At 61.2% G+C, this 23,525-nt stretch carries 26 protein-coding genes; 15 read left to right on the forward strand and 11 right to left on the reverse strand.

Features of this window, described 5'->3' with window-relative positions; all coding sequences use genetic code 11:
- Window positions 1-83: 83 nt before the first annotated feature.
- From thrS to BHD07_RS30285, 5 genes are all read right to left on the reverse strand, one after another.
- Entirely contained in the window at window positions 84-2,066 is a 1,983-nt protein-coding gene (gene thrS / locus BHD07_RS30265) for a threonine--tRNA ligase (RefSeq protein ID WP_100673955.1), read from the reverse strand.
- A 113-nt stretch (window positions 2,067-2,179) separates the two neighbouring features.
- The gene (locus tag BHD07_RS30270; protein ID WP_100673956.1) at window positions 2,180-2,719 is read right to left on the reverse strand and encodes a DUF1697 domain-containing protein; all 540 of its coding nucleotides are present in this window, start codon (window positions 2,717-2,719) and stop codon (window positions 2,180-2,182) included.
- Window positions 2,720-2,724: 5 nt separating this feature from the next.
- Entirely contained in the window at window positions 2,725-3,153 is a 429-nt protein-coding gene (locus tag BHD07_RS30275; RefSeq protein WP_338284143.1) for a DUF2267 domain-containing protein, read from the reverse strand.
- Entirely contained in the window at window positions 3,150-3,524 is a 375-nt protein-coding gene (yidD, locus tag BHD07_RS30280; protein WP_018097834.1) for a membrane protein insertion efficiency factor YidD, read from the reverse strand. Before yidD ends, BHD07_RS30275 begins: the two co-directional genes overlap by 4 nt.
- Window positions 3,525-3,527: 3 nt before the next feature.
- Complete coding sequence (locus BHD07_RS30285) at window positions 3,528-3,974, reverse strand: iron-sulfur cluster assembly scaffold protein (RefSeq protein WP_100673958.1); 447 nt, start codon at window positions 3,972-3,974, stop codon at window positions 3,528-3,530.
- A 338-nt stretch (window positions 3,975-4,312) separates the two neighbouring features.
- On the opposite strand from BHD07_RS30285, the gene folE reads away from it, so the two are divergent.
- The 3 genes from folE to BHD07_RS30300 all read left to right on the forward strand — a co-directional run bounded on the left by folE (window position 4,313) and on the right by BHD07_RS30300 (window position 6,777).
- Window positions 4,313-4,927, forward strand: a complete 615-nt coding sequence (folE, locus tag BHD07_RS30290; protein WP_003534700.1) for a GTP cyclohydrolase I FolE — start codon at window positions 4,313-4,315, stop codon at window positions 4,925-4,927.
- Window positions 4,928-5,028: 101 nt separating this feature from the next.
- On the forward strand, window positions 5,029-5,481 hold the full coding sequence (hisI, locus tag BHD07_RS30295) for a phosphoribosyl-AMP cyclohydrolase (protein WP_018097836.1): 453 nt from the start codon (window positions 5,029-5,031) through the stop codon (window positions 5,479-5,481).
- A 330-nt stretch (window positions 5,482-5,811) separates the two neighbouring features.
- The gene (locus tag BHD07_RS30300; protein WP_018097837.1) at window positions 5,812-6,777 is read left to right on the forward strand and encodes a patatin-like phospholipase family protein; all 966 of its coding nucleotides are present in this window, start codon (window positions 5,812-5,814) and stop codon (window positions 6,775-6,777) included.
- Window positions 6,778-6,935: 158 nt separating this feature from the next.
- Here BHD07_RS30300 and BHD07_RS30305 read toward each other — a convergent pair whose 3' ends face one another.
- Complete coding sequence (locus BHD07_RS30305; RefSeq protein ID WP_018097838.1) at window positions 6,936-7,364, reverse strand: CBS domain-containing protein; 429 nt, start codon at window positions 7,362-7,364, stop codon at window positions 6,936-6,938.
- A 384-nt stretch (window positions 7,365-7,748) separates the two neighbouring features.
- Window positions 7,749-8,489, reverse strand: coding sequence for a rhomboid family intramembrane serine protease (locus BHD07_RS30310; RefSeq protein WP_100673959.1), 741 nt, complete (start codon window positions 8,487-8,489; stop codon window positions 7,749-7,751).
- A gap of 360 nt (window positions 8,490-8,849) precedes the next feature.
- Here BHD07_RS30310 and BHD07_RS30315 point away from each other — a divergent pair, with 360 nt between their 5' ends.
- From BHD07_RS30315 to BHD07_RS30340, 6 genes are all read left to right on the forward strand, one after another.
- Entirely contained in the window at window positions 8,850-9,431 is a 582-nt protein-coding gene (locus tag BHD07_RS30315) for a PAS domain-containing protein (RefSeq protein WP_234819298.1), read from the forward strand.
- Between the two features lie 67 nt (window positions 9,432-9,498).
- A complete protein-coding gene (locus BHD07_RS30320) occupies window positions 9,499-10,107 on the forward strand; it encodes a PilZ domain-containing protein (protein WP_100673960.1) in 609 nt (202 codons plus the stop codon).
- Window positions 10,108-10,591: 484 nt separating this feature from the next.
- Complete coding sequence (locus BHD07_RS30325) at window positions 10,592-11,200, forward strand: transglutaminase-like cysteine peptidase (protein WP_275598055.1); 609 nt, start codon at window positions 10,592-10,594, stop codon at window positions 11,198-11,200.
- A 216-nt stretch (window positions 11,201-11,416) separates the two neighbouring features.
- Window positions 11,417-12,145 (forward strand): hypothetical protein, encoded by a 729-nt coding sequence (locus BHD07_RS30330; protein WP_100673962.1) that lies wholly within the window; start codon window positions 11,417-11,419, stop codon window positions 12,143-12,145.
- A 249-nt stretch (window positions 12,146-12,394) separates the two neighbouring features.
- On the forward strand, window positions 12,395-13,891 hold the full coding sequence (locus BHD07_RS30335; protein WP_100673963.1) for a D-alanyl-D-alanine carboxypeptidase: 1,497 nt from the start codon (window positions 12,395-12,397) through the stop codon (window positions 13,889-13,891).
- 171 nt (window positions 13,892-14,062) lie between these two features.
- The gene (locus BHD07_RS30340; protein WP_100673964.1) at window positions 14,063-14,332 is read left to right on the forward strand and encodes a hypothetical protein; all 270 of its coding nucleotides are present in this window, start codon (window positions 14,063-14,065) and stop codon (window positions 14,330-14,332) included.
- 236 nt (window positions 14,333-14,568) lie between these two features.
- Here BHD07_RS30340 and BHD07_RS30345 read toward each other — a convergent pair whose 3' ends face one another.
- Complete coding sequence (locus BHD07_RS30345; protein WP_100673965.1) at window positions 14,569-15,003, reverse strand: DUF1489 family protein; 435 nt, start codon at window positions 15,001-15,003, stop codon at window positions 14,569-14,571.
- Between the two features lie 86 nt (window positions 15,004-15,089).
- Complete coding sequence (locus tag BHD07_RS30350) at window positions 15,090-16,490, reverse strand: L-serine ammonia-lyase (protein WP_100673966.1); 1,401 nt, start codon at window positions 16,488-16,490, stop codon at window positions 15,090-15,092.
- A 609-nt stretch (window positions 16,491-17,099) separates the two neighbouring features.
- Between BHD07_RS30350 and BHD07_RS30355 the strand changes: the two genes are divergently transcribed.
- The 3 genes from BHD07_RS30355 (at window position 17,100) to BHD07_RS30365 (ending at window position 19,469) form a co-directional block, all read left to right on the forward strand.
- A complete protein-coding gene (locus BHD07_RS30355) occupies window positions 17,100-17,834 on the forward strand; it encodes a DUF599 domain-containing protein (protein ID WP_198516849.1) in 735 nt (244 codons plus the stop codon).
- 135 nt (window positions 17,835-17,969) lie between these two features.
- Window positions 17,970-18,992 carry a heparan-alpha-glucosaminide N-acetyltransferase gene (locus BHD07_RS30360; protein WP_100673968.1) on the forward strand — a complete coding sequence of 341 codons (1,023 nt, stop codon included), beginning with the start codon at window positions 17,970-17,972 and terminating at the stop codon, window positions 18,990-18,992.
- 3 nt (window positions 18,993-18,995) lie between these two features.
- Window positions 18,996-19,469, forward strand: a complete 474-nt coding sequence (locus BHD07_RS30365) for a methyltransferase family protein (protein WP_100673969.1) — start codon at window positions 18,996-18,998, stop codon at window positions 19,467-19,469.
- A 166-nt stretch (window positions 19,470-19,635) separates the two neighbouring features.
- Here BHD07_RS30365 and BHD07_RS30370 read toward each other — a convergent pair whose 3' ends face one another.
- A complete protein-coding gene (locus BHD07_RS30370) occupies window positions 19,636-20,022 on the reverse strand; it encodes a MerR family transcriptional regulator (protein ID WP_003536722.1) in 387 nt (128 codons plus the stop codon).
- Between the two features lie 84 nt (window positions 20,023-20,106).
- Window positions 20,107-21,528, reverse strand: coding sequence for a magnesium transporter (gene mgtE / locus BHD07_RS30375; RefSeq protein WP_100673970.1), 1,422 nt, complete (start codon window positions 21,526-21,528; stop codon window positions 20,107-20,109).
- A 218-nt stretch (window positions 21,529-21,746) separates the two neighbouring features.
- On the opposite strand from mgtE, the gene BHD07_RS30380 reads away from it, so the two are divergent.
- The 3 genes from BHD07_RS30380 (at window position 21,747) to BHD07_RS30390 (ending at window position 23,120) form a co-directional block, all read left to right on the forward strand.
- Window positions 21,747-22,265 (forward strand): peptide deformylase, encoded by a 519-nt coding sequence (locus BHD07_RS30380; RefSeq protein ID WP_100673971.1) that lies wholly within the window; start codon window positions 21,747-21,749, stop codon window positions 22,263-22,265.
- Between the two features lie 78 nt (window positions 22,266-22,343).
- On the forward strand, window positions 22,344-22,610 hold the full coding sequence (locus tag BHD07_RS30385; RefSeq protein WP_003536727.1) for a hypothetical protein: 267 nt from the start codon (window positions 22,344-22,346) through the stop codon (window positions 22,608-22,610).
- A 156-nt stretch (window positions 22,611-22,766) separates the two neighbouring features.
- On the forward strand, window positions 22,767-23,120 hold the full coding sequence (locus BHD07_RS30390; protein ID WP_100673972.1) for a hypothetical protein: 354 nt from the start codon (window positions 22,767-22,769) through the stop codon (window positions 23,118-23,120).
- Window positions 23,121-23,525: the final 405 nt, after the last annotated feature.

Below are 23,525 nucleotides of genomic sequence, written 5' to 3' on the forward strand. Positions count from 1 at the left end.
AACGGTGCTTACGGAATCCCACAGTTTCAGTTGCGGGCGTGCGCTCGAACGTTTTGAAACTACGCACTCGCGCACGAAAACCGTTACACACCTCTCCTGGAATTGCTCTTGCGCTTTAGGTCCGGTGCCATGGCTTCGGCGGAAAGCGAAGCGACCGCCTCGTCCAGCGACATTGGCGTCTGCGCCTGAGAACCCAGGCGACGGATGTTGACCGAGCGCTCCTCCGCTTCGCGCTTGCCGCAGACGACGATCACCGGAACCTTCGTCACCGAATGCTCGCGGACCTTGTAGTTGATCTTCTCGTTGCGGAAATCGGTCTCGACCGTCAGCCCCGCATCACGCAAGCGTTCGGCGACTTCGCGGCCGTAATCGTCCGCTTCCGACGTGATCGTTGCGACCACCACCTGCAGCGGCGATATCCACAGCGGCATGTGGCCGGCATAGTTCTCCAGCAGAATGCCGAGAAAACGCTCCATCGAACCGCAGATGGCGCGATGGATCATCACCGGCTGGCGCTTCTCGGATTCGCTGTCGATGTAAAAGGCGCCGAAACGCTCCGGCAGGTTGAAGTCGACCTGCGTTGTTCCGCACTGCCATTCGCGGCCGATCGCGTCCTTCAGCGTATACTCGAACTTCGGGCCGTAGAAGGCGCCCTCGCCCGGCAGGATGCCGGTCTTGATGCGGCCTTCGGACTGCGCCTCGATGGTCTGCAAGACTTCCGTCATCACGGCTTCGGCGCGATCCCAAAGCTCATCGGAGCCCACGCGCTTTTCCGGCCGCGTCGACAGCTTCACGACGATCTCCTTGAAGCCGAAGTCCTCATAGACGGAAAGGATCAGGTCGTTGATCTTCAGGCATTCGGCCGCCATCTGCTCGTCGGTGCAGAAGATGTGCGCATCGTCCTGCGTGAAGCCGCGGACGCGCATGAGGCCATGCAGCGCGCCGGAGGGTTCATAACGGTGGACTGCGCCGAATTCCGCCAGCCGAACAGGAAGTTCGCGGTAAGACTTCAGACCGTGCTTGAAGATCTGAATGTGTCCGGGGCAATTCATCGGCTTCAGCGCGAAGACGCGGTCATCGTCCGTATCGTCGCCGGCGACAGTCACCTTGAACATGTTGTCGCGATACCAGCCCCAGTGACCGGAGGTCTCCCACAGCGACTTGTCGAGAACCTGGGGAGCATTGACCTCCTGGTAATCGCCTTCGAGCCGGCGGCGCATATAGGCGACGAGACTCTGGAATATCCGCCAGCCCTTTCCATGCCAGAAGACCACGCCGGGCCCCTCCTCCTGGAAGTGGAAGAGGTCCATCTCGCGGCCGAGCCGGCGATGGTCGCGCTTCTCGGCTTCGGCGAGCACGTGCAGATACTGATCCAGCTCCTCCTGCGTGTGCCACGCAGTGCCGTAGATGCGCGTCAGCATCGGATTGTTGCTGTCGCCGCGCCAATAGGCGCCCGCCACCTTCATCAGCTTGAACGCCGTACCGATCTGGCCTGTCGAGGCCATGTGCGGCCCGCGGCAGAGATCGAACCAGTCGCCCTGGTAATAGATCTTCAGGTCCTGCCCCTCGGGGATGGCGTCGACGAGTTCCACCTTGTAATTCTCGCCCTTGGCGGCAAAGACCTCCTTGGCCTTTTCGCGCGACCAGACCTCCTTGGTGAAGGGCCTGTTGCGGGCGATGATCTCCCGCATCTTCTTCTCAATGACGGGCAGGTCGTCCGGCGTGAAGGGTTCGTTCTTGGCGAAGTCGTAATAGAAGCCGTTGTCGATGACCGGACCGATGGTCACCTGCGTTCCCGGCCACAACTCCTGCACGGCTTCCGCCATGACATGGGCCGCGTCGTGGCGGATGAGCTCGAGCGCGCGCTTGTCGTCGCGCGTGACAATCTCGATCCTACCTTCCGTCACGGCATCCGAGAGATCGCGCAGTTCGCCGCTGATGGCGATCGCGACGGCCTTCTTGGCGAGAGACTTCGAGATCGATTCCGCGACATCGCGACCGGTCGTGCCGGCGGCGAATTCTCGAATGGAGCCATCAGGAAATGTAAGGGAAACAGAATGCGACATCATGATCTCCTATCCAGTCCCGCCAACGAATGCGGGTGGTATGGTTTGCCGGCCAGGCCGGTTCGCGGGCCTGATAAAGCTTTTTCACCGTGGAGTAAAGGCGCGGCGGCCGCTCAACCGGCAACCATTCCACGCAGTCGCCTCACCGTGTTCCAGTTGCGCACCGTCCCGATGCCGAGCCGTTTGGTCGTTAGCGCCCCGAGCAACTTCGATTCGCTCGCCCTGCCGGCAAAATCGACCCAGAGATCGCCGTCGACGATGGCCACGCGCTCGCCCCTGGAGCAATGGCCGAGCAGTTTTTCCCGCATGTCGGTTTCGAGAGGAGAGCGCATCACCCGCACGTGGACGCTCGCAGGATCCCTTTCGCTTTCCGCAAGAAAAGGGTTGCCTGCCGCAAGTCTCGACCAGTCCTCCGCGGAACGAAGGATGATGTCGACGTGACGGCCGAAGGTCTTCTCGAAAGCCCCTTCGAGTTCGGCCTCCAATTCCGCGAGCGGCCTTTCTGGCGACTCGAACAGAAGATTGCCCGTGGCGACGAGCGTGCGCGGCGCCCTGTAGCCGAGCGCTTCGGCCATTGCCTTCAAGTCGTCCATAACGACGCGCCGGCCGCCGGCGAGAACGATGCTGTGCAGCAGGGCGACGTAAGCCTTCATTCGCCTCAAGCCCGCCAGAAATCGACAGCGCCCGCGGGGAGGCGCGCGAGCACGCGATCGAGCAGCGTTTCGTCTATATTGCGCCGCAACGCCGCGGCTACATCTGCGATCGCCGTTTCCGGAGAGACGTTGTGATTGCCGCGGAAGGCTTGCACCTCGCGCGTCATCGCCCGGCGTTCGCAGAAGGGCACGGTCGGCTCCTCCAGGTCCCAGTCGGCGATGAAGATCGCTCGAAGGACCGGCGGTAGCGCCTTGGCGAAAAGCAGGGCGCCGGAGATGTCGAGGCGACGGCGGAAAGTGTAAAGCACCGCCTGCACCATGGTATAGGCCTGATTGGTTGTCTGAAGAGCGGCGATATCGCGTGCGTCGACGATGAACCGGTCGAAATCCGCAGAGGCCTGCCGGTACTCCATCGGAATGGTCACGGCTCTCATGCGTCCTTTCGGCGTAATTGCCAGTAGCGCCATGGCGTGTACCAGCGCTGGCGCGGTGCGAGGCTTTCCGGCACCGGATCGAATCCGTGGGTTCCGCCCGGGCCGCAGCGGATGACCCGGAACAAGGTCAGCCACCCGCCGGCCCAGAGGCCGTATCGGGCGATCGCCTCGAAGCCGTACTCCGAACAGGTCGGCAAGTGCCGGCAGGAATTGCCGATGAAACTCGACAGCGTCAGTTGATAGGCGCGGATCAGGGTGACGCCGACGAGGCGCCCCGGCGTCTTGCGGAACGGCCCGGACCAATTCCGCCCTCCGGCGGCACCGGCATCGCCACGGGTGAATGCATGATCGGCATGGGGCTGAGGGCACATGGCTCAGACGGCCGCGGCGAGGCGCCTCGCCTCGATCTGACCGATGGCATCGACGACGGCATCGAAAGTCAGCATTGTCGAGGCATGACGCGCCTTGTAGTCCTTGACGGGCTTCAGAAAGCGCATGTCTTCGAAACGATCCGATGGCCCCTCCCCATCGGCCTTCAGCATGGCCAGCATGTCCTCGCGGGCCTGCCGGATCTCGTCCGCATGGGCACCCACGACATGGCGCGCCATGATGGATGAGGACGCCTGGCCGAGCGCACAGGCCTTGACGTCATGGGCGAAGTCGATGACGACGTCGCCGTCCATCTTCAGCCAGATCCTCACCTTCGAGCCGCAAAGCTTGGAATGCGCGGCGGCTTCGGCGTCGGCATCGGTCAACATTCCGAGGCGCGGAATATTCCCTGCGAATTCGAGAATTCTGCTGTTGTAAATGTCGTCTATCATTTAGGAATCCGGTGGATTTTTCGCGGTTTCGGGCGTTCGGCGCATGATTTTCCCCAGGCGGCGGGAAAAAAGCAAGGCGTGGCGCATTCGGGCTCTTTTATCCATGTGGCACCATACTATATGCTATGTCGTGTTGGGGTGACAGTTCCGCAAGGGGATCAAATGTCGCCTGTTGTTTGGGAAACCGTGCCGGACGGTCCAGTGCACTGCTAAGCCGAGACCCGAAAGCCCCGGAGCCCGCCAACGGAACCCAAGCCTGCAGGGTTAGGCGTATGGCCAATGGCGAGTTGTCCGAAAAGATAAAACGTCAGCAATTTCGTATTGCTTGAAGGGGCCATATGGACGCCATAGTGAAGAATTTTCCTGTGCTCGACGACACAGGTCGTCCGACGCAGAAGGAAGCCGAAGAAGCCGTTCGCGTCTTGTTGCGCTGGGCAGGTGAAGATCCGGCACGAGAAGGCCTGAAGGACACGCCTTCGCGCGTCGCCAAGGCGTATCGGGAAATTTTCGGCGGCTACGATCTCGTGGCTGAAGACGTGCTCGGGCGAACCTTCGAGGAAGTCTCCGGCTACGACGATATCGTGCTGGAAAAGGACATCCCGTTCTATTCGCATTGCGAGCACCACATGGTGCCGATCATCGGCAAGGCTCATATCGCCTATCTGCCGAACGGCCGCGTGCTCGGCCTTTCCAAGATCGCCCGGGTCGTCGATATCTACGCCCGTCGCCTGCAGACGCAGGAAGCGATGACGGCGCAGATCGCCAAGGCCATCGACGAGACCCTCATGCCCCGGGGCGTGGCGGTGATGATCGAGGCCGAGCATCTGTGCATGGCGATGCGCGGCATCAAGAAGCAGGGCGCGACGACGCTGACGACCACCTTCACCGGTGCGTTCAAGAGCGAGCCGGCCGAACAGGTCCGTTTCATGACGATGCTCCGGGGCTTCAAGTAAGCTCCGCCACCGCATGTTGAAAAGCATGCAGCAACCCCCAAGTGCTACAGCGACCTTGCGCGTCTGACCGAGACGCGCGGCGCTGTAGTGGAGCTCGGACTATGACGCTCACTTTTGCATCCCCTCCGCAGGACAAGGCCGAACTGGAAAGCGGCCCGGCCTTCACCCCGCGTTTCGACGAGAAGGGTCTGATCACGGTCGTCGTCACCGATGCCCGCGACGGCGAATTGCTGATGGTCGCGCACATGAATGCCGAAGCGCTGTCCCTCACGCTCGAAACCGGAATCGCGCATTACTACAGCCGCTCACGCGAACGCCTGTGGAAGAAGGGCGAAAGCTCGGGCAATTTGCAGACCGTCCGGGAAATACGAACCGATTGCGACCAGGATGCCGTGTGGTTGAAAGTCTCTGTGGCTGGCCACGATGCTACCTGCCATACCGGGCGCCGCTCGTGCTTCTATCGGACGGTCGGCGTCACCGATGGCGAAGCAAAAGTGGCGATCACCGACGACCACAGGCATTTCGATCCGGCGCAGATTTACGCCGGCAACTGAGCATCTGCATTTTCCTGGTTCACCTGGGTGATATATTCATCTTTTGGCAACCAAACGGGCATCTAATCATTAATCTTGTAAGTGGTTCCCGCGGTAACGGCGGAGTACCAAAATGTGTTGCAGGCTGTATCCAATGTTTATCGGGCGGGCCGCCTTTGTAGCCGGTTCAGTGCTATATCTCGATCATGGTGTCAGACTTTCAGCGACCAAACGTGAAGCCGGCACCGGCATGTTTCGATGGCCGAATCGCTTCGGTTCCAGGAATATGCGGTAGTAGGGCTGCAGGGCCGTGTCGGAAGCTAATCTATTCGGCGGTGTCGGAGGTGCCGGATGCTGAACTGGACATTCACGCGTAACAGTCAGATCGCCGATCTTTCCGGCGCGAACGGGTCATCGATCACGACCACTCCTCCAGAACCACCCATTTCCCAGTCCGTGAAACCCAGGATCGCGCTGGCGCTCGGCGGCGGTGCTGCGCGAGGTTGGGCCCATATCGGTGTCCTGAAAGCCCTCGACGAGGAGGGCATCGAAGTCGGAATGATTGCGGGCACATCGATCGGTGCGCTGGTCGGCGGCTGTTACCTCGCCGGCAAGCTCGATGAGTTGGAGGCTTTCGCCCGCTCGCTTACCGTGCGCCGTATTGCCGGCTTGCTCGATTTCGCGATCGGCGGCGGTGGCCTCTTTGGCGGTCTGCGGCTCACCAAGCGGATGCAGGAACATCTGCAGAACCTCAGTATCGAGGATCTCGACCGGCCCTTCGTGGCCGTCGCCACGGAAGTCTACAGCGGCCACGAGGTCTGGATCGAGAAAGGATCCCTGATTACCGCCATTCGCGCATCCTACGCCTTGCCTGGCATCTTCGAGCCCGTCAACGCCAATGGCCGGACGCTCATCGACGGCGCGCTGGTCAACCCCGTTCCCGTTTCGGTCTGCCGCGCACATGAGCAATTGCACGTCGTCGCCGTCAACCTGAACTACGACGTCTACGGCCGCTCGGCGGTCGTCAAGCACAGTGCCGGCATGGAAACGCCGGACGCGCCGGCGACGGAGACAAACCGTTTTTCGGCACGGCTCGGCATGACCAGTGTGATGGTCCAGGCCTTCAACATCATTCAGGACCGCATTTCGCGCGCCCGGCTGGCTGGCGATCCGCCGGATCTGTCGCTCCACCCGAAGCTGAACGATATCGGACTTTCGGAATTCCACCGCGCCGGCGAAGCGATCGAGCGCGGTTATCAGGAAGCCAAGATCAAGCTTTCGGAAATCCGGCGCATGCAGGAACCGCTGCCTCGTTGAAAGGCCGGGAGAACTTGCGGATCGGCCCAAGTGTTCCAAGGCCCGTTGAGATCCGTACACCCGGCGCGCTTGTTTGATTTCTCCATTCCTGTGCTTGTCACAGGAGTCGAGTGGCGCACGGTCAGCCGTCGTAAACTCAAAATGAATCTCAACAGGCCTTAGCCGGAGATATAGGCCTTGATCTGTTCGGCCTCGTTCTCGATGGCGCGGATGTGATATTTCACCACGTCTCCAATCGAAATAATGCCGGCCAGCCGGCCTTCCCGCTCCACGGGTAGATGACGCGCGCGAAATTTACTCATCATCTCCATCAGCGCGTCGACAGACATTTCTTCGCGACAGCAATAGACGTTCTGCCACATGACGGAAGAAACCGGCTTGTCGAGGCAGGCGGCACCATATCTGGCAATCGAGGCGACGATGTCGCGCTCCGTCATGATGCCCACGATATGCTCCTCCGGATCGACGACGACAACGGCTCCGATATGATTTTCATGCAGTAAAGTCGCGACCTGCTGCACCGTCACCTGCGCCGTGACCGTGACGACGTTGCTGCCTTTTTCGTTGAGAATCGCTTTCACCGACATGCGCACATCTCCCGTTGCGACAAAACCGGGCCGACGGGAAGAGTTTCCGTCCGTGCCGGTCACTGCACTTTCCTCCGGTGGAAGGAAGACCGCGATGACAGTGCAAATGGCCGCAGGAAACCCGTACCCATTCCGGCGCCTGCGCAGCCCTTCGCCTCCTCGAGCACAAAGCTACGCCGGCACCCGGCCTTTTCCGCGGTCGCCTCGAGCAATTCGGCGGCCGTGATGAATGGTGCTCCAGCGACTTCAGGAAATCAAGGCTTCTGCAGAAAGCCGTCCGCCTCTGCGGCGAAATCAGTCATCACGAAAAATTCCGCGGTTGACACAATCGATTGGCGCACCCTCGCCCGACGCCGGTGGAAGCTTCTTCCGGCTGGCAGTGCCTCACCTCTCCTGCCTTCGGGGATCGAAGAATGCGAACAGAAGGAAGCCGAAGAGGAAACCGCCGATATGCGCCTCCCAGGCCACGCTTCCCGCCCCTCCGATCGACAGAATGCCAAAGCCCACCAGCAAATTGGTCAGGAACCATATCCCGGTGAAGACGAGCACGGACCGGTTGGTGAGCGTCTCCACGAACGACAGCCGCCGATTGAGATGGGCAAACTGGCGGCTGATGCGACCGCTCGGGGAAAATACGAACCGGGCCGCCGCCCCCATCAAGCCTGAAACGACTCCCGAAGCCCCGATCACCACCGCCATCTCGCCCCAATGGAAGATGATATGCAATCCGACGGCGGCAGCCGCCGACAGGCACCAGAACAAGGCGAGCCTGGCCATCCCGATCCGTCTGACGACGGGTGCGCCGAACGCGACCATCCAGAAGACATTGAAGATGAGATGCTCCCAACTGCCGTGCAGGAAGGAATAGGTCACCGGGGTCCAGAGCCAGACCAGCCCCTGCTCACCGAGCGGCAGCGTGTAGCGCACCGGCAGAAAGGCAAAGTTGAGGATCAGTTCCTGGTCGATCTCAGCCGGCAGAACATAGGTCCTCAAGACATGGACCGCGATCAGGAACAAAAGGATGCCGGTCAGCCCCGGCGGAAGATTGAAGGCGGGCTCGCGACTGCGGACGCCGGTACTTTCGACATCGGTTTCCGGTGATGTTGCCGCCTGATCCCGTTCCATCGCTGCCTCTTCCCTTCGGTCGCTGCGATTGCGCTCAGACGGCGGCGAACCGCCCACAGCAGCGCGCAAGGGATAAGCAAACAAAAAAACGCCGTCCAGTGAAAACTGAACGGCGTCACGCGCCGTTCCGCGCGTATCAGTCGATGTGCTGAAGGCAATCCTTCGTGAAGTGCTGCCGAATGAAATGGCAGCCGCCGGCGTCGAGCGCAATCGAAACCGGCCGTTAACCTTAATTTCGCGCTGGCACGAAAATCGCTCCATGCACTCAAGGAACACCCAATAGGCCGCCGGCTATCCCGATTCGGGACGGTCTGCGCCGCAACAACGACCGATCGGGCAAAAATGCGCAGCAGAACGACAATGGAACTGTTTCAATACTGGAACGAAGTTCGCGGCGACCGCGATCTCCCGCGCCGTGACGAAATCCAGCCCGCCGATATTCGTTCACTCCTGCCCAACATCTTCATCCTCCAGGCGGAGGCGGACGGCGGAATACACTTTCGTCTCGCGGGCACCCACATCTGCGGCCTGTTCGGCGACGAACTCCGCCACCGTCAATTCTCCGCCTTGTGGCTCGGCGGACAGCAGGAGGAGGCTGCCGGCATCGCCGTTGAGGTCGTGAAGCGATGCACGCCGATGCTTCTGACCGCGTCCGGCGCAACCGCAACCGGAGATCGGCTGGACGTGGAAGTTCTGCTCACCCCGCTCGCCTCTCCCGACGGTACGGGCGACCGCATACTCGGCGCGCTGTCGCCGCTGTCCCGTCCGATATGGCTGCACATGAAGCCATTGCAGCACCTTGTCCTCGACAGCCGGTGTGCCGCATTCCCCGCGTCTGAATGCTCCACTGCCGGTCTGACCGCCAGCCGCATCGATGCCCGCGATCGCCCCTTCCGCGTGACGCAGCACCTGCGCGTCTTCGAGGGTGGAAGACGAAACTGAGCGAACCTTCTGTTAATCGGTGCGGTCTATACTTTCGCCTGCAAACTATATCCATCATAGAGTGATCATGTTCTCCTTCCAGCATGCGCAGAACAGCGCCCCGAAACCACATCAGGAAAGTGCGTTTCAGCGCGTTTCGGTCAATCTTTCGGGACGACTGATGCTTGCCAGTCACGAGGAGTATGACTGTACCGCCTTGGAGATGTCGCCGGGCGACGTTCTCTTAACCTCCCCCGCGCGTCCGCGCGGCGGGGAGCGTATCATTGCCTATGTCGACCATGTAGGTCGCCTCGAAGGCACCGTGTCACGCGTCGCGGACGATACGTTCGTGATTCAGCTCAACGCCACGGAGCGCAAGCGCGAGAAGCTTGCGGCACAGCTGACCTGGATCGCCAACAAACACGAACTCGGTCTGCCGGAAGACCGGCGCCATGACCGGCTCGCGCCCCGCAAGACATTGACGGAACTCACCGTCGATACCGGCGAGAGATACAGTTGTCGGATCATCGACCTCTCGCTCTCCGGCGCGGCGGTCGACATCGACACACGGCCCGCCGTAGGATCGGCGGTCAGGCTGGGCAATATGAAGGGCAGGATCGTCCGTCATTTCCAGGAAGGCGTCGCCATCGAATTCTCCGGGATACAGTCCCGCGAGGCGCTGACCGAGTTTCTGTAAGCGCACCCGACGTAGCCCCGGAATAACGTCCGCAGAGGCGGCGATTGCTCGGCGGACCGCCTGGACCAGGCCTCTGCCCTCGCCAGTGCAAATCGACTCTTCCGCGGCGGGCCGGCAACAGAAATAGCTTCTGGTAAACCGGGCGTTACTCTTCCCAGCGATCTGGCACTACTTCCTGATGGCTCCGATGCGTCATACCGTCACCGGCCGCATGGCTGGCGGGACGCGCAAACGCGGCCCTGCCACGCTCGCTGCGACCATCTTTTTTCATAATATTCAATGGCTTATGCGGACTTTTACCGTGGTCGCTCCCGGTGGGCGCCGACAAGCGGCATAAAAATCGATAAAGTTTGAATCGAATTTTATTACAGTTCTCCTCAATTTTTATTCTTATGTTATTCGAGTTTGTTCTTGTTTTTACTTCTGATCTTCGCCGCCGGTAAAAAACTCTGTGCCAATGTCGAACCACAACGGGGAGACAATCATGCGCACAATCATCACCATGGCGATCGCTGCCGCAGCCCTTGCCACCGGCCTCATCACTGGGGCGGCTTACGCGGCGCCGGCGAACATGACGGTCGGCGGTGCGACCAACCCGCCGATCGGGCATTACGAGTTCTGCAAGGCCAATCCCTCCGAATGCCAGGCCATCGGCAAGGATCCTGGCCCGGCGGAGCTGACGCGCGAAAGCTGGAAGAAGATCCTCGAAATCAACTACGAGGTGAATCAGGCGATCGCTCCGATGACCGACATGGAGATCCATGGTGTCGAGGAAAACTGGTCCTACCCGGACGCCGTCGGGGACTGCGAGGATTACGTGCTGCTGAAGCGCCGCAAGCTGATCGAAAGCGGCTTCTCCCCCGCCGATCTACTGATCACCGTCGTCCTGCAGCCGAATGGCGACGGTCATGCCGTCCTGACGGTGCGCACCGATCGCGGCGACTTCGTTCTCGACAACATGCGCAGCAAGGTGCTGCTCTGGTCGGACACGGAATATACCTACCTGAAGCGGCAGTCCTCGGACCATGCAGGCCGCTGGGTGAAACTGCAGGATGGTCGCGCTCTCGCCGTCGGCAGCGTCAGCGCGCAGTAAGGACATGAGCAGGCGCAGGCCACGGCCTGCGCCTCTGCTCGGCCCCCGTCGGCACCCCGCCCGCGCCCGGGCGGATTTTCCCGGGCGGCCGCCACGCTTCACCCAAAATTAACCAAGTTGGACGAGCCTTGGCCGCGAGCGAGTTCCGCGCGGCGAGGTCCATTGGCCTTCGAGCGGATAGAACGCGCCCCTGATCAGGTATCCCACGGCGCAGCCATGAACCCGCCCCACATTCCCGAACCGGAACTACTGCCGCTCCTTTCATCCCGCTCCGTATACACAGTTGCCGCAGCCGTCGTGATCCTCCTTGCGCTGACGATCGCCCTCTCCTTTTCCGGGCGCTGGTTCGGTCGACATCTCGCCCAGGCCGGCCACACTGCGAGCCGCGAAACCTACGACATCTTTATCGGCCAGGACCATTTGCGCCTGCCCGCGAATGTCATTCGCTTCGAAAACCAACGTAACACGAGCATCGTTGAGCGCGTGGATCTCTATCTCACCTGGCCGGGGCTCGAAGGCTACAGCGAGGAGACGCGGCCATTGTTCGACGATGTCAGCCGGCCGGAAAATCTGATCTTCCTGCAGGTCGCGCAAAGTACGATGTCTCGCGACATGTCGGGGCGTCTCGCCCCCGTCTACCGCCATGTCCTGCAGCACGCGCCGCAGGCCGGCCCCGAGGGCCTCACTAGGTATGACGCAAAGCCGGATTCCAGCTATGCCGGCGAAGTCTTCTTCACCGCCGAGAGGGACGGACGCCCTGCCTATGTGCTGCGCTGCGTGCTTCCCGAGAACCCCGCGGCATCGACCAGCGCCGATTGCCAGCGCGACGTTCACATGGGCAAGGACCTCATCGTTCTTTACCGTTTCTCCAGCAGGTTGCTGCCGCAGTGGCGTACCATCGAAGATTCGATAGAAACTTACATCAGCACACATCTCGTGCCGTGATTTTGACGAAGAGTCGTGATGCAGCCAATGCGCCGGCTAGAACGGGATGGGGGAGTACGCACGGGGTTTCCGGCCGAGCCTACCAAGACATCATGATCTAGTGCGGGCTGAAGGTGTCGATCCTGAACAAAACGACCGGTGGCGGGCAACCAATCGTTCATCATAAACCGATTGGTAACGCTATCCCGATACTGTCTCGGGAAAGGTCGTATCCGGAGACGGCGTCCGGACGGCACCCCTGATATGTGAATGAAGAGCAATACAGTGTCTCAATCCGTTTTTTTTGATCTCGCGAAACGCCCGTTCGGCGTCTTTTCAGAAGTTGTGGGGCGGATTTTTCTTGCCGGCCTGATCGCCGTGCTGACCTTTTCGGCGCCCGCATTCGCGAATTCCAAGTATGCCGGCATCGTCGTAGACGCGAAAACCGGCAAGGTTCTTTACGGCGAAGACGCTGATCAGTTACGATACCCGGCTTCGCTGACGAAGATGATGACGCTGTATCTGACGTTCGAGGCGCTTGAAGCCGGACGGATCAGCAAAAGCACCCCTGTTCCCTTTTCCAAAAAGGCGTCGGCAGAGCCGCCGTCGAAGCTCGGTGTGCGCGCCGGCCGATCGATCACCGTCGAGCAGGCGATCCTGTCGCTGGTGACGCGCTCCGCCAATGACGCGGCAACGGCGCTTGGCGAGCTCCTGGGCGGTTCGGAGCAGCGCTTCGCCCGGATGATGACCAACAAGGCCCGCGCGCTCGGCATGACGCGCACCACCTATCGCAACGCCCATGGCCTGCCCAATTCCGAACAACGGACGACCGCCCGCGACCAGGCCCGCCTCGGTATCGCGCTCCGGCAGCATTTTCCGCAATATTACGACTATTTCTCCACGCGCAGCTTCCGTTTCGGCAAGCAGACGATCGGCAACCACAACCGGTTGCTCGGCAACGTCCGCGGAGTAGACGGCATCAAGACCGGCTATACACGCGCATCCGGTTTCAATCTCGTGACCTCGGCCCAGTTCGACGGGCGCAGCATCGTGGCAGTCGTCATGGGCGGCACGTCCGGTGGCGCCCGCGATGCGCAGATGCGCAAGCTCGTCGCGAAATACATGCCTTCCGCATCGCGCCGCGGCAGCGGCAATCTGATCGCCGAGGTTCCGGCCGAACCCGTGACGACGGTAGCCGAAGCCGAAGTTCGGCCGGCAACCGCCGCGGCTGTCGCGTCGGCAGCGATGGACCTGCCGAATACCGGCCCGGTCCCGGATTTCCGCTACACAGGCGAAAGCGCCGGCAGCGTCGCAATGGCCTATGCATCGACGAAAGCGGCATCGGACAATCCCGTGCTTGCAGCCAAGATTGCGCCGAACACGCTCGATTCACAGAGCGCCAGACTTGCCCAGGAGCCGGAAGCCGCTGGCGACGTCGATACGCAAATCACCAATTCGGTCGCCACCGCTGAAACAGCACCTGCCGCGGCCGAAGCGCGCACCGAAGCCAATGTCGGCATGCAGGGCTGGGTCATCCAGATCGGCGCCACGCCCGACAAGACGCAGGCCATGACGCTGCTCGACAATGCCAAGGAAAAGGGCGGCAAGGCACTGCGTAACGCCACCCCCTTCACGGTCGCCTTCAGCAATGGCGGAGCTCAGCTCTACCGCGCACGCTTCGGCGGCTTCGACGACCAGGACAAGGCCGTCAACGCATGCAGGGCATTGAAGAAGAAGGGCTTCGCTTGCTGGGCGAGCCAGCAGTAAGAGACGCCATCTACTGCATGTTTCCTTTGATCCAATCCGATCCAAGGACAAAGCATGCGGCAACCAAAGTGCTACAGCGACCTTTGCGCGGCTGAGACGCGCGGCGCTGCAGCGGCAGCCGGACGTTTTCCGGCTGTCCTCCTCGGATTAGTACAGCGTAACGAGGTCAGCATGGCAATGAACGAGAACGTCCCCGGCGACAGCCTGATTTCCGACCGGAAAGCAAGGTCTTCGCGCATCCGGCTGCATCCATTGCATGAGGCGGCCATGCGCATCGCCGACATCGGTCTGAACCGGTCCAAGGCAAAGACGCGCGACCTGGTGGGTATGCTCCTTACACACGGCGCGCGCGCTTGGCGTTCGACCCAGCCTCGGGCCGACATCCATCTGCATGTCGCGGCACCGGGTCGTAGTCACCCTCTCAGAATGCGCCTGCAATAAACAACGAAGGCCAGCTTCCCCCTCGTGTCTGTGCGTGTCACAGTGATGAGAGCAGCGCCGCGTCTGGGGCGCGAGAGGCGTTCTTTCAGCCCAAGGACTTGGTCGGCTGGATCCCTGTGACGAGCACAGGGATCGGTTCAAGCAAGCGGCGGGTATCCTATCCCGAATCTTCACGCGCCTTAAAGCACCCAGGAGAAGCGCGTAGCGGTTAGCAAGCGCCTCTTCCCGCCCGCCGGCTATAACAGCCCGAGTTCGGCAAGTTCACGCCGCAATTCGAGCGGTATCTCACCGCCATCGGCGAGCGAGGCAAGATCGCGCGGGGCTTCCTTCTCCTCGAGGTAGCGCCAGCCCTGAAAAGCCCGACGCGGCTGCGTTTCCGTCTCCATGACTTCCGGGCCGAGCAGGAGATTGCAGCGGCCGATGCCCTCGCCGTCGGTGAAGGTCTCGATGCCGATCAGCGGCTGTCGCGCCTGAACGTAACCCTTGATCACCCAATAGAGCGAACCGCCGGCGAGAAGCTCTTCCGCCCGCTTCGGGACCATCCGGGTCGTGTGGAAGGAGTGCGGCTGCTGCCCGGCTGCGATCGCCGCCAGGGCCCTGCGCGCTACCCATTCGCGCAGGTCCTCGATCGATTCGGCACCGACACAGAGTTTGATGAGATGCAAAGCCATGGCAAATCTTGAACACCCGGCCGACGGCTGCGGTCAAGCCGTCCGGGCATATTCGTCCACAGCCCCATCGGCTTCAGACTTATCGCTCAGCACTCGACCACGTTGACCGCGAGACCCCCGGTCGATGTTTCCTTGTACTTCTCGTTCATGTCCGCGCCGGTCTGGCGCATCGTCTCGATACAGGCGTCGAGCGGCACGAAATGCTTGCCGTCACCCTTGAGTGCGAGCGAGGCGGCCGTAACCGCCTTGACGGCGCCGAGGGCATTGCGTTCGATGCACGGCACCTGAACGAGACCTGCGACCGGATCGCAGGTCATGCCGAGATGGTGTTCGAGCGCGATCTCGGCCGCATTCTCGATCTGCTCGGGCGTTCCGCCCATGACGGCGGCAAGACCCGCCGCGGCCATCGCCGACGCCGATCCGACTTCGCCCTGACAGCCCACCTCCGCGCCGGAAATCGAGGCGTTGTGCTTGATGATACCGCCGATCGCCGCTGCGGTCAGCAGGTAATCCCGGATGCCTTCCTGATCGGCATCGTCGTGGAAATGCAGATAGTAGCGGATCGTCGCCGGAACGACGCCGGCCGCGCCGTTGGTCGGCGAAGTCACCACCCGGCCGCCGGCAGCATTCTCCTCATTGATCGCCATCGCATAGACGCTCAACCAATCATTCGCGAGGAGAGGATTGGTCTTGTTGGAGCGCCATTCCTCCTGCAGCTTGTCGTGGATCGCCCGGGCGCGGCGGCGCACCTTCAGACCGCCCGGCATGATGCCGTCCTGGCTGAGGCCACGGTCGATGCAACTGCTCATCGCCGTCCAGATGCGGTCGAGCCCGGCGTCGAGCTCGTCCCTCGACATGCTGTATTCCTCGTTCGCGCGCTTCATCTGGGCGATCGTCAGCCCGGAGCGCGCGGCCATGTCGAGCATCTGCTGAGCCGTGGCAAAGGGATAGGGCACCTTTACGCCGGCGGGCTTGTTCTTCTGGGCCCTCATCGCGTCCAGTTCCGTATCGGTCACCACGAAGCCGCCGCCGATCGAATAGTAGATGCGTTTCAGAAGCAGCCGGCCGTCCCGGTCGAAGGCGGAGAAGGACATGCCGTTGGCATGGCCCGGCAGCGGCGTCTTCTTGTCGAAGACCAGATCGGTTTTCGGCTGGAATATATAGCCCGGATGGCCCGGCGGGGTGATGCGGCCCGTACGCTCCACCTGCTCGATGATCCCGTCCATCCTGTCCGGCTCGACGAGATCCGGCCGCTCGCCCATCAGGCCGAGAATGACCGCCCTGCCCGTTCCATGTCCGATGCCTGTATGCGCCAGCGATCCATGGAGGCTTACCTTGATGGCGCCGACAGCCGCGTGAGACGGTCGCGGCCATTCATCCGACAGGATGAGATCGAGAAACCTGTTGGCGGCCGACATCGGCCCCATCGTGTGTGAGCTCGATGGACCGATACCGATCTTAAAAACGTCGAAGACGGAAAGAAACATGAATTGCCTGCCCAGAGCCTGACGCAACGTTGCAGCCGATGAGCTCCACATTTGCGTCGATGATAGGACCGAAGCCGACCGTTTTCCTGCTCGGGCGGTGTCGATCGTTCCTAATATAGGATCGAACCCTAAGCGATCCTATGCCGACCCGTCAGGCGACCGACCGACATCGGATTCTGTTGGTGCGACATGCCACTGAAGAACAGCGCATGTGATCGGCGATCGAGAGCGGTCAAAAAAAAGCGTTGCAGCCCGTGAACTGCAACGCCTGACATTTCAATCTGTCTTCAGAAGCCGCCGAAGAGATAGGCGAGAACGAGAACGCCCCCGAAACCCGCCACGGCGCGAACCGTCACGCCCCAGCACGACTTCTCTACTGTTTTGTCCATGATGTCTCCGAATACCGAAGCTCGGTAACCATTAAGTCGTGTGGCCGTCCAATAGCGAAGAATCTGTTAACGCGCAATGGTGAAATATGGCGAAATAGTGTCAAACCGATGCGGGACGCCTTGGACGCGGACACAAAGCCGTGTGCAAGCGGTGGAACCCCCGCAGCGCCCGCTCGGTGCTGTCGCCTCGATTTCGCCGTGAATCTTAAGACAGGCCGACATGCGTCCATCTTGCATTTTCGGATGGCCGTGCCAAAACACCGCTATGACCTCTGAAGATTACCTCGCGCTCGTCATCTTCGTGCTCCTCTGGGCCGGCTTCAGCTGGGCTTCCGACGGGGGGCGCGGCTTCGACCGCGTCAGCCTGACGCGTTTGATGAACGAGCACAGGGCGCGCTGGATCCGCAATTCGCTCAATCGCGATCTCAAGATGATCGACACGCAGATCATCGCCGGGCTGCAGGCCGGTACCGCTTTCTTCGCCTCGACGACGATCTTCGCGCTCGGCGGTTGTTTCGCATTGCTCGGCGCGACAGACCAAGTGCAGATGATCTTCAGCGACCTTCCGCAGATATTCCGAAGCGGGCGGACCGCCTTCGAACTGAAAGTCGGCGGACTGACCTGCCTCTTCGGCTATTCCTTCTTCAAGTTCGGTTGGTCATACCGGCTGTTCAACTATTGCTCGATCCTGATGGGCGGCATACCGATGACGGCGGACATGCAACGCGACCAGAAGGCGGCCGAGCGCGCCGCGGAGCGTGCGATCCGCATGAACATACTTGCGGCCAAGCACTTCAATGCGGGGCTCCGGGCGATCTTCCTGTCGATCGGCTATCTCGGCTGGTTCATCAGCCCCTATGTGTTCATGGTGCTTACCGCCCTCGTCATCTTCGTCCTCGCGCGCCGGCAGTTCTTCTCCGAAGCGCGCGCCGCGCTGATCGAGAATGCGCCATAGGCTGCAGCGATTGCACCCGGTCGGCGGTTTGCGGTAAGCAATCGAATGACTGGCGGCCCTCCTTTCAACATATTCGCGACGCGACTGAAATGAGACGCCCTCGTAGACCACCTCCAGCAGCAGAGCGACTCTTCGATGTCCGAACACAGCGCGACGACGACCCCTGAAGTGCAAATGCGCACGGAGGTGACCGGAACCAACCGGATGGTCCTCCTGGATGCGCTGCGCGGCCTGGCCCTCGTCGCTATGGCCCTCTATCACTTTGTCTGGGACCTCGAATTCTTCGGCTATGTCGCGGCCGGCACCGCCGGGACGGGCGGCTGGCGGATGTTTGCACGCTTGATTGCCAGCAGCTTCCTGTTTCTTGCCGGTTACAGCCTCGTGCTCGGCCAGTTCCCGAAACTCCGTCCGCGCGCTTTCGCCATACGTTTCGCGAAGATCGCCGGCGCAGCCGCGCTGATCAGCATCGGGACCTGGTTCGCCTTCCCCCAGTCGTTCATCTTCTTCGGGATTCTTCACGCCATTGCCGCGGCAAGCCTCGTCGGCCTCCTTTTTCTGAAATTGCCGGCCGCCGTTTCCTTTCTTGCAGCCGCCGCGGCCTTCGCGGCTCCCCTCTATCTGCGCTCGTCGTTTTTCGACATGCCGGCGCTCTGGTGGGTCGGCCTCTCGGAAGCGATCCCGCGCTCGAATGACTACGTTCCTCTGCTTCCGTGGGTTGCCCCTTTCCTGCTCGGCCTCGGCACCGCGAAGCTGCTCCACCCGCTATTTTCCGCCCGGCGCAGCCGAAGCGCCGGGGCCCGTAAGCTCCCGTGGATGACGCCTCTCGCCTTTGGCGGCCGTCACAGCCTTCTGATATATCTCATCCACCAGCCGCTGCTCATCGCGGCAGTCTATCTCTTCTCTCTCGCCGTTCCCGCCCCGACGCCGGATCCGGCACAGGTCTATCTGCTGAATTGCGAACGGGCATGCAGCAATGAAAATTCCGCGATCTCCTGCAGCGCCTTTTGCGGTTGCACACTCGCCGGCTTGAAGGAACAGAACCTGTTCGACGATCTGAACCTGGGCAAGATCGACGTGAGCACGGACGAACGCATTGCGCGAATCGCGGGTCAGTGCACAATGGATGCACAATCAGGAGAGGCACAGTCGGGGGACTAGGACATGAATGCCTTTCGTGCCAAGCCGCTGAAGTTTCCATGGCCGCCTCTGCTCTATGGCGCGGCCGTTCTCACCGCGCTGGCCCTGGGCCACCTTTTCCCGATCCCGGTGGCGCACGAGCACAGCTGGATCCTCTCGCTGGTGGGCTACGGCCTTGTCGTGCTGGCGATCACCATCGATCTCTGGGCCGTCAAAACCCTCCTTGACCGCCACACAGCCGTACTTCCGAACCGGTGCGCCACCTGCCTCGTTACCTGCGGCCCATTTCGTTTCACCCGCAACCCGATCTATTTCAGCTACACGCTGGCGATGACCGGCCTCGGATTGGCGACGATCAACCCCTGGTTCTTCATCATGGCAATCGCGGCGGTCGGATTGACCACGCTTTTCGCGATCCGCAAGGAGGAGCGGCACCTGCTGTCGCGCTTCGGTTTCGAGTTCGAGCGATATTGCCGGCACACGAGCCGTTGGATTTGAGCGGAGATGGAAGAGTCTGCCCAGGGCTTTGGGCTGGCTGGATTCCTGTGACGCACACAGGAATGAGGGAGTTTTTTGGGTGCCCTACGCCAGCGCTCGCGTATGCGAGCCGCCTTTCACTGGCTGCATCGGCGTACGAAACGAATACGCAGAAAATCAGGGATCGTCAGGTGCCGACGCCGATTTCGGCAAGGCGCGTGAGGCAGGCCTCTTCGACATTGTCGAGTTCGCTAAGTGTGTCTTCGATGTCCTTGCGCTTCTGCCGCAAGTCCTCGCGCTTCTCCTCGACGCGCTTGATCAAGAGCTGCAGCTGGCCCATCTCACCCGGCGGATCCTTGTAGACCTGAATGATCTCGCGAATTTCGGCAATGGTAAAGCCAATGCGCCGGCCACGCAGGATCTCCTTTATTAGGTGCCTGTCGGCGGGGCGGAACAGACGCGTGCGGCCACGACGCTCCGGATGAATCAGACCTTCATCCTCATAGAAGCGCAGTGTCCGGGTCGAGATGCCGAATTCCCGGGTCAGCTCGGTAATGCTATAATATTTGTTCACGCAGCCATTCCATCAAAGACGCGCCTTAACTATTGTTGACTTTGACGTAAAAGTCAAACACGGCGCCCCCGCGTGCGTCGCACCTCAGCTGATACTGAACCACCAAGTGGCAATGCCGAGAAAGCTGAAGAAGCCGGTTATGTCGGTGACGGTCGTCACGAAGACGGCGGAAGAGACCGCCGGGTCGGCACCGTATCTTTCGAGCAGAATCGGGATCAGGATGCCGGCGAGCGCGGCGGCCATCATATTGACCAGCATCGCGGTCGCGATGATGCCGCCGAGGTCGGGATTCTGGAACCAAAGTCCCGCAACAAGCCCGATGAACGAACCGAAGATCACGCCGTTCAAAAGTCCGACGCCCGCCTCGCGGCGGATGATTCTCGGCGCGTTGTGAATATCGAGCCCCCGGGTTGCGAGCGCACGCACCGTCACGGTCATGGTTTGCGATCCGGCATTGCCGCCCATGCCTGCGACGATCGGCATCAGGACCGCAAGTGCGACGATCTGCTGGATCGTCGCATCGAACAGGCCGATGACCGAGGCAGAAACGCAAGCCGTCATCGAGTTGATGAAAAGCCAGGGAACGCGTGAGCGCGCGGCTTCCGCGACCGAGTCCGACAGTTCTTCGTCGCCGACGCCGCTCAGGCGCAGGAAATCCTCTTCCGCCTCTTCCTGGATCACGTCGACCACGTCGTCGATCGTCAGCACGCCGACGAGCCGGCCGTTTTCATCCACGACGGCGGCCGAGAGGAGGTCATACTGTTCAAAGAGTTGCGCCGCCTCCTCCTGGTCCATTTCCGCTGGCACCGAATGGCTTGTGTCACGCATGATCGCATCGATCTTTACCGAGCGCTTAGCGCGCAGCACCCGGTCCAGATCGACTGCCCCCAGCAGCTTGAAAGTCGGATCGATGACGAAGATCTGCGTGAAACTTTCGGGAAGGTCGTCGTCCTCGCGCATGTAATCGATCGTCTGGCCGACGGTCCAGAAAGGCGGCACCGCGACGAACTCGGTCTGCATGCGCCGCCCGGCGGTGCTCTCCGGATAATCGAGCGAGCGGCGCAGGCGGACGCGCTCGGTAAAGGGAAGCTTGGCGAGGATCTCGTCCTGATCCTCCTCGTCGAGATCCTCGAGAATGTAGACCGCGTCATCGGAATCCATCTCTCCGATCGCCTCGGCAATCTGCTCGTTCGGCAGATGTTCGACGATGTCGAGACGGATTCCTTCATCGACCTCGGTCAGCGCAGCCAGGTCGAAATCCTTGCCAAGCAGCAGAACCAGTGCGATACGCTGCTCCGGCTGAATCGCCTCGATCAGGTCGCCCAGTTCCGACGCATGGAGGCCGGCGACATGCTGGCGAAGGTAAATGATATCGCGATCCGCGATTGCGGCGCCGACATGCATCAGGAAATCGGAGCGTACCGAGCCGTCTTCAGCGTAGATGTCCGAGTCGCCGTGGACAGCGATCTCGTCGGAACCGCGGTCGTCGTCGCCGGTGCTGCTCATGGCCCCCTCCAGAGATTACCGCCGACCGAGCCCGCGCCGGAACGGCTCCTCTGCCCTGCTAGCGCAAAGCTCCGCCTCAGTCCACAGTCGAGACGAGATCGGCGATCCGCCTCGGAACATTTATCCAAGCTGTTGCAAAAACATAGGAAATGATGAAACGAATGTGACGATCCCACCGGGCGCCGGCCCGACCACTCACCCGAGCAGAGACATTTCTCATGGCTGTCCGACCGATCATACGCTTTCCAAGTGCGCTGCTGACGACGTCAGCCGAGCAGATCAGCCGGTTCGATGGCGCTCTCCGCCAGCTATCAGACGATCTCGTCGACACCATGCGCGCAGCCCCGGGCATAGGCATCACCGCGCCCCACATCGGCATTCTGCAGCGGCTGACCGCCATCGAAGTCGACCCGCAGATAGGACCGCGCAGCTTCGTCAACCCGGAAATCGTCTGGCAGTCGAGCGAGACGGTGCGCCACAGCGAAGGCAGTGTCTCGATGCCCGGTGTCACGGAAGAAGTGGAGCGGCCGGCGCGCGTGCGCGTCAGCTTTCAAACGCTGGACGGCGAGACCCGCGAGGAAGAAGCCGAGGGATTGATGGCGGTCTGCCTGCAGCATGAGATCGACCAGCTCAACGGTATCTTCTGGATTCGACGGCTTTCCAGACTGAAGCGCGAACGCGCCGTCAAGCGGTTCGAAAAATTTAACCGAGCCGAAGCTTTTCCCGGCACGCAATGATTGCGGCACCCCTTCGATCTGCCGTAAACCGTCTTCCGGTCGGCCATCGGCTCCAAACAGCAAGGCGAAGGACAATTGATGAAGAAAATAGCCCTCATGCTTCTCTGCGTGGTTGCGCTTGCAGCCTGCACCGCGACCCCTCCCGACCTGGAGCCGCTTCCGGGAAGCCTCACCTATGGAGAAACTGCCTCCTCTCGGAAGACCCGTGCGGCCCCTGGGACCATGATCCAGAACCGGTTCCTTCATAAGGGCACCATGGTCTTCGAGACCTATGAGGTTCAACCCGACCATACATATAAGCTCGTTCGCCGCAGCGTCGCCGACTCCTGGCCGCCCGGCGACTGATCACGGAACATTGTCGGCCCCCGCTCCGTTCCCTACTGCATGTATCCTCGGATCCTAGCCGGTCCAAGGACGAAAAATGCAGCAATTCAAGGTGCTACACCGACCTTTCGCCTCTCTTGAGGCGCGGCGCTGTAGATAGCCAGTGGAGTCAAAGCGATGGCCAAATATCTTGACGAACGCGGCGATCCGGCCTCGGCAACGCACGGAGCGGATCGAGAGAATTTCACCGGTGAGGAAGCCAAGCAGGGTCGCACGGGCGTTCCGGTGCTTGGGGTCCTCGTCGGCGGACTGTTCCTCGCCCTCCTCGCCTGGGGCGCCGTCGAAATCTGGGGTGAAAGCACCGACAACGACCGCCTGACCGAAACCGAACAGATCCAACCGGCGCCCTCGCCGGAGCAGACAGGCAGCGTCGGCACCGGACAGCCCGTCCCGACCGACCGGGATCCCACGGCACAGACCGGCACCGGCGGCGAGTCGCAGCAGGTTTCCCCGGACGGGACCGAGAAATAATCGCCGAGTCGACGGCCGAGCCAGTGCAGGCGCATCAGATCACTATGAGAGGCGGTATGCCGGCCGAACACCGCTCACACTCGGCCCGTCTCTCCTTTCCCCTGTCTGTGCTGGAGATTCGGGCCGCCGCCGCTTCTTTGATTTCCCTCATTCCTGTGCTCGTCACAGGAATCCAGCCAGACCAAGTCCTTGGGCTGAAAGAACACTTCCCGCGCCGCAGACGCGGCGCTGCTGGATCCCTGTGACGAGCACTGTTGGGGTGGACGGCTCCCAACGGCATCGCAATGTGCCAGAGTGAGTCGTTAAGACATCAATCGAGGGAGACCGTCCGTGGAGCAGATTATCCGAATTGGCATGGATACGTCAAAGAGCGTTTTCCAGTTGCATGGAGTGAACGCCGCCGAG

This window comes from Sinorhizobium sp. KGO-5, from assembly GCF_036245905.1.
In the GTDB taxonomy this organism is placed as follows: domain Bacteria; phylum Pseudomonadota; class Alphaproteobacteria; order Rhizobiales; family Rhizobiaceae; genus Sinorhizobium; species Sinorhizobium meliloti_A.

Excerpts from the sequence above, each read along its gene's own strand:
- hisI (WP_018097836.1), top strand. The coding sequence starts at position 5,029 with ATGACGCTCACTTTTGCATCCCCTCCGCAGGACAAGGCCGAACTGGAA.
- BHD07_RS30350 (WP_100673966.1), bottom strand. The coding sequence starts at position 16,490 with ATGTTTCTTTCCGTCTTCGACGTTTTTAAGATCGGTATCGGTCCATCG.
- BHD07_RS30275 (WP_338284143.1), bottom strand. The coding sequence starts at position 3,153 with ATGAGAGCCGTGACCATTCCGATGGAGTACCGGCAGGCCTCTGCGGAT.
- mgtE (WP_100673970.1), bottom strand. The coding sequence starts at position 21,528 with ATGAGCAGCACCGGCGACGACGACCGCGGTTCCGACGAGATCGCTGTC.
- BHD07_RS30300 (WP_018097837.1), top strand. The coding sequence starts at position 5,812 with ATGCTGAACTGGACATTCACGCGTAACAGTCAGATCGCCGATCTTTCC.
- BHD07_RS30360 (WP_100673968.1), top strand. The coding sequence starts at position 17,970 with ATGTCCGAACACAGCGCGACGACGACCCCTGAAGTGCAAATGCGCACG.
- BHD07_RS30330 (WP_100673962.1), top strand. The coding sequence starts at position 11,417 with ATGAACCCGCCCCACATTCCCGAACCGGAACTACTGCCGCTCCTTTCA.
- thrS (WP_100673955.1), bottom strand. The coding sequence starts at position 2,066 with ATGTCGCATTCTGTTTCCCTTACATTTCCTGATGGCTCCATTCGAGAA.
- yidD (WP_018097834.1), bottom strand. The coding sequence starts at position 3,524 with ATGTGCCCTCAGCCCCATGCCGATCATGCATTCACCCGTGGCGATGCC.
- folE (WP_003534700.1), top strand. The coding sequence starts at position 4,313 with ATGGACGCCATAGTGAAGAATTTTCCTGTGCTCGACGACACAGGTCGT.
- BHD07_RS30310 (WP_100673959.1), bottom strand. The coding sequence starts at position 8,489 with ATGGAACGGGATCAGGCGGCAACATCACCGGAAACCGATGTCGAAAGT.
- BHD07_RS30390 (WP_100673972.1), top strand. The coding sequence starts at position 22,767 with ATGGCCAAATATCTTGACGAACGCGGCGATCCGGCCTCGGCAACGCAC.
- BHD07_RS30325 (WP_275598055.1), top strand. The coding sequence starts at position 10,592 with ATGCGCACAATCATCACCATGGCGATCGCTGCCGCAGCCCTTGCCACC.
- BHD07_RS30385 (WP_003536727.1), top strand. The coding sequence starts at position 22,344 with ATGAAGAAAATAGCCCTCATGCTTCTCTGCGTGGTTGCGCTTGCAGCC.
- BHD07_RS30340 (WP_100673964.1), top strand. The coding sequence starts at position 14,063 with ATGGCAATGAACGAGAACGTCCCCGGCGACAGCCTGATTTCCGACCGG.
- BHD07_RS30345 (WP_100673965.1), bottom strand. The coding sequence starts at position 15,003 with ATGGCTTTGCATCTCATCAAACTCTGTGTCGGTGCCGAATCGATCGAG.
- BHD07_RS30270 (WP_100673956.1), bottom strand. The coding sequence starts at position 2,719 with ATGAAGGCTTACGTCGCCCTGCTGCACAGCATCGTTCTCGCCGGCGGC.
- BHD07_RS30285 (WP_100673958.1), bottom strand. The coding sequence starts at position 3,974 with ATGATAGACGACATTTACAACAGCAGAATTCTCGAATTCGCAGGGAAT.
- BHD07_RS30320 (WP_100673960.1), top strand. The coding sequence starts at position 9,499 with ATGTTCTCCTTCCAGCATGCGCAGAACAGCGCCCCGAAACCACATCAG.
- BHD07_RS30380 (WP_100673971.1), top strand. The coding sequence starts at position 21,747 with ATGGCTGTCCGACCGATCATACGCTTTCCAAGTGCGCTGCTGACGACG.
- BHD07_RS30315 (WP_234819298.1), top strand. The coding sequence starts at position 8,850 with ATGGAACTGTTTCAATACTGGAACGAAGTTCGCGGCGACCGCGATCTC.
- BHD07_RS30335 (WP_100673963.1), top strand. The coding sequence starts at position 12,395 with ATGAAGAGCAATACAGTGTCTCAATCCGTTTTTTTTGATCTCGCGAAA.
- BHD07_RS30365 (WP_100673969.1), top strand. The coding sequence starts at position 18,996 with ATGAATGCCTTTCGTGCCAAGCCGCTGAAGTTTCCATGGCCGCCTCTG.
- BHD07_RS30355 (WP_198516849.1), top strand. The coding sequence starts at position 17,100 with ATGCGTCCATCTTGCATTTTCGGATGGCCGTGCCAAAACACCGCTATG.
- BHD07_RS30305 (WP_018097838.1), bottom strand. The coding sequence starts at position 7,364 with ATGTCGGTGAAAGCGATTCTCAACGAAAAAGGCAGCAACGTCGTCACG.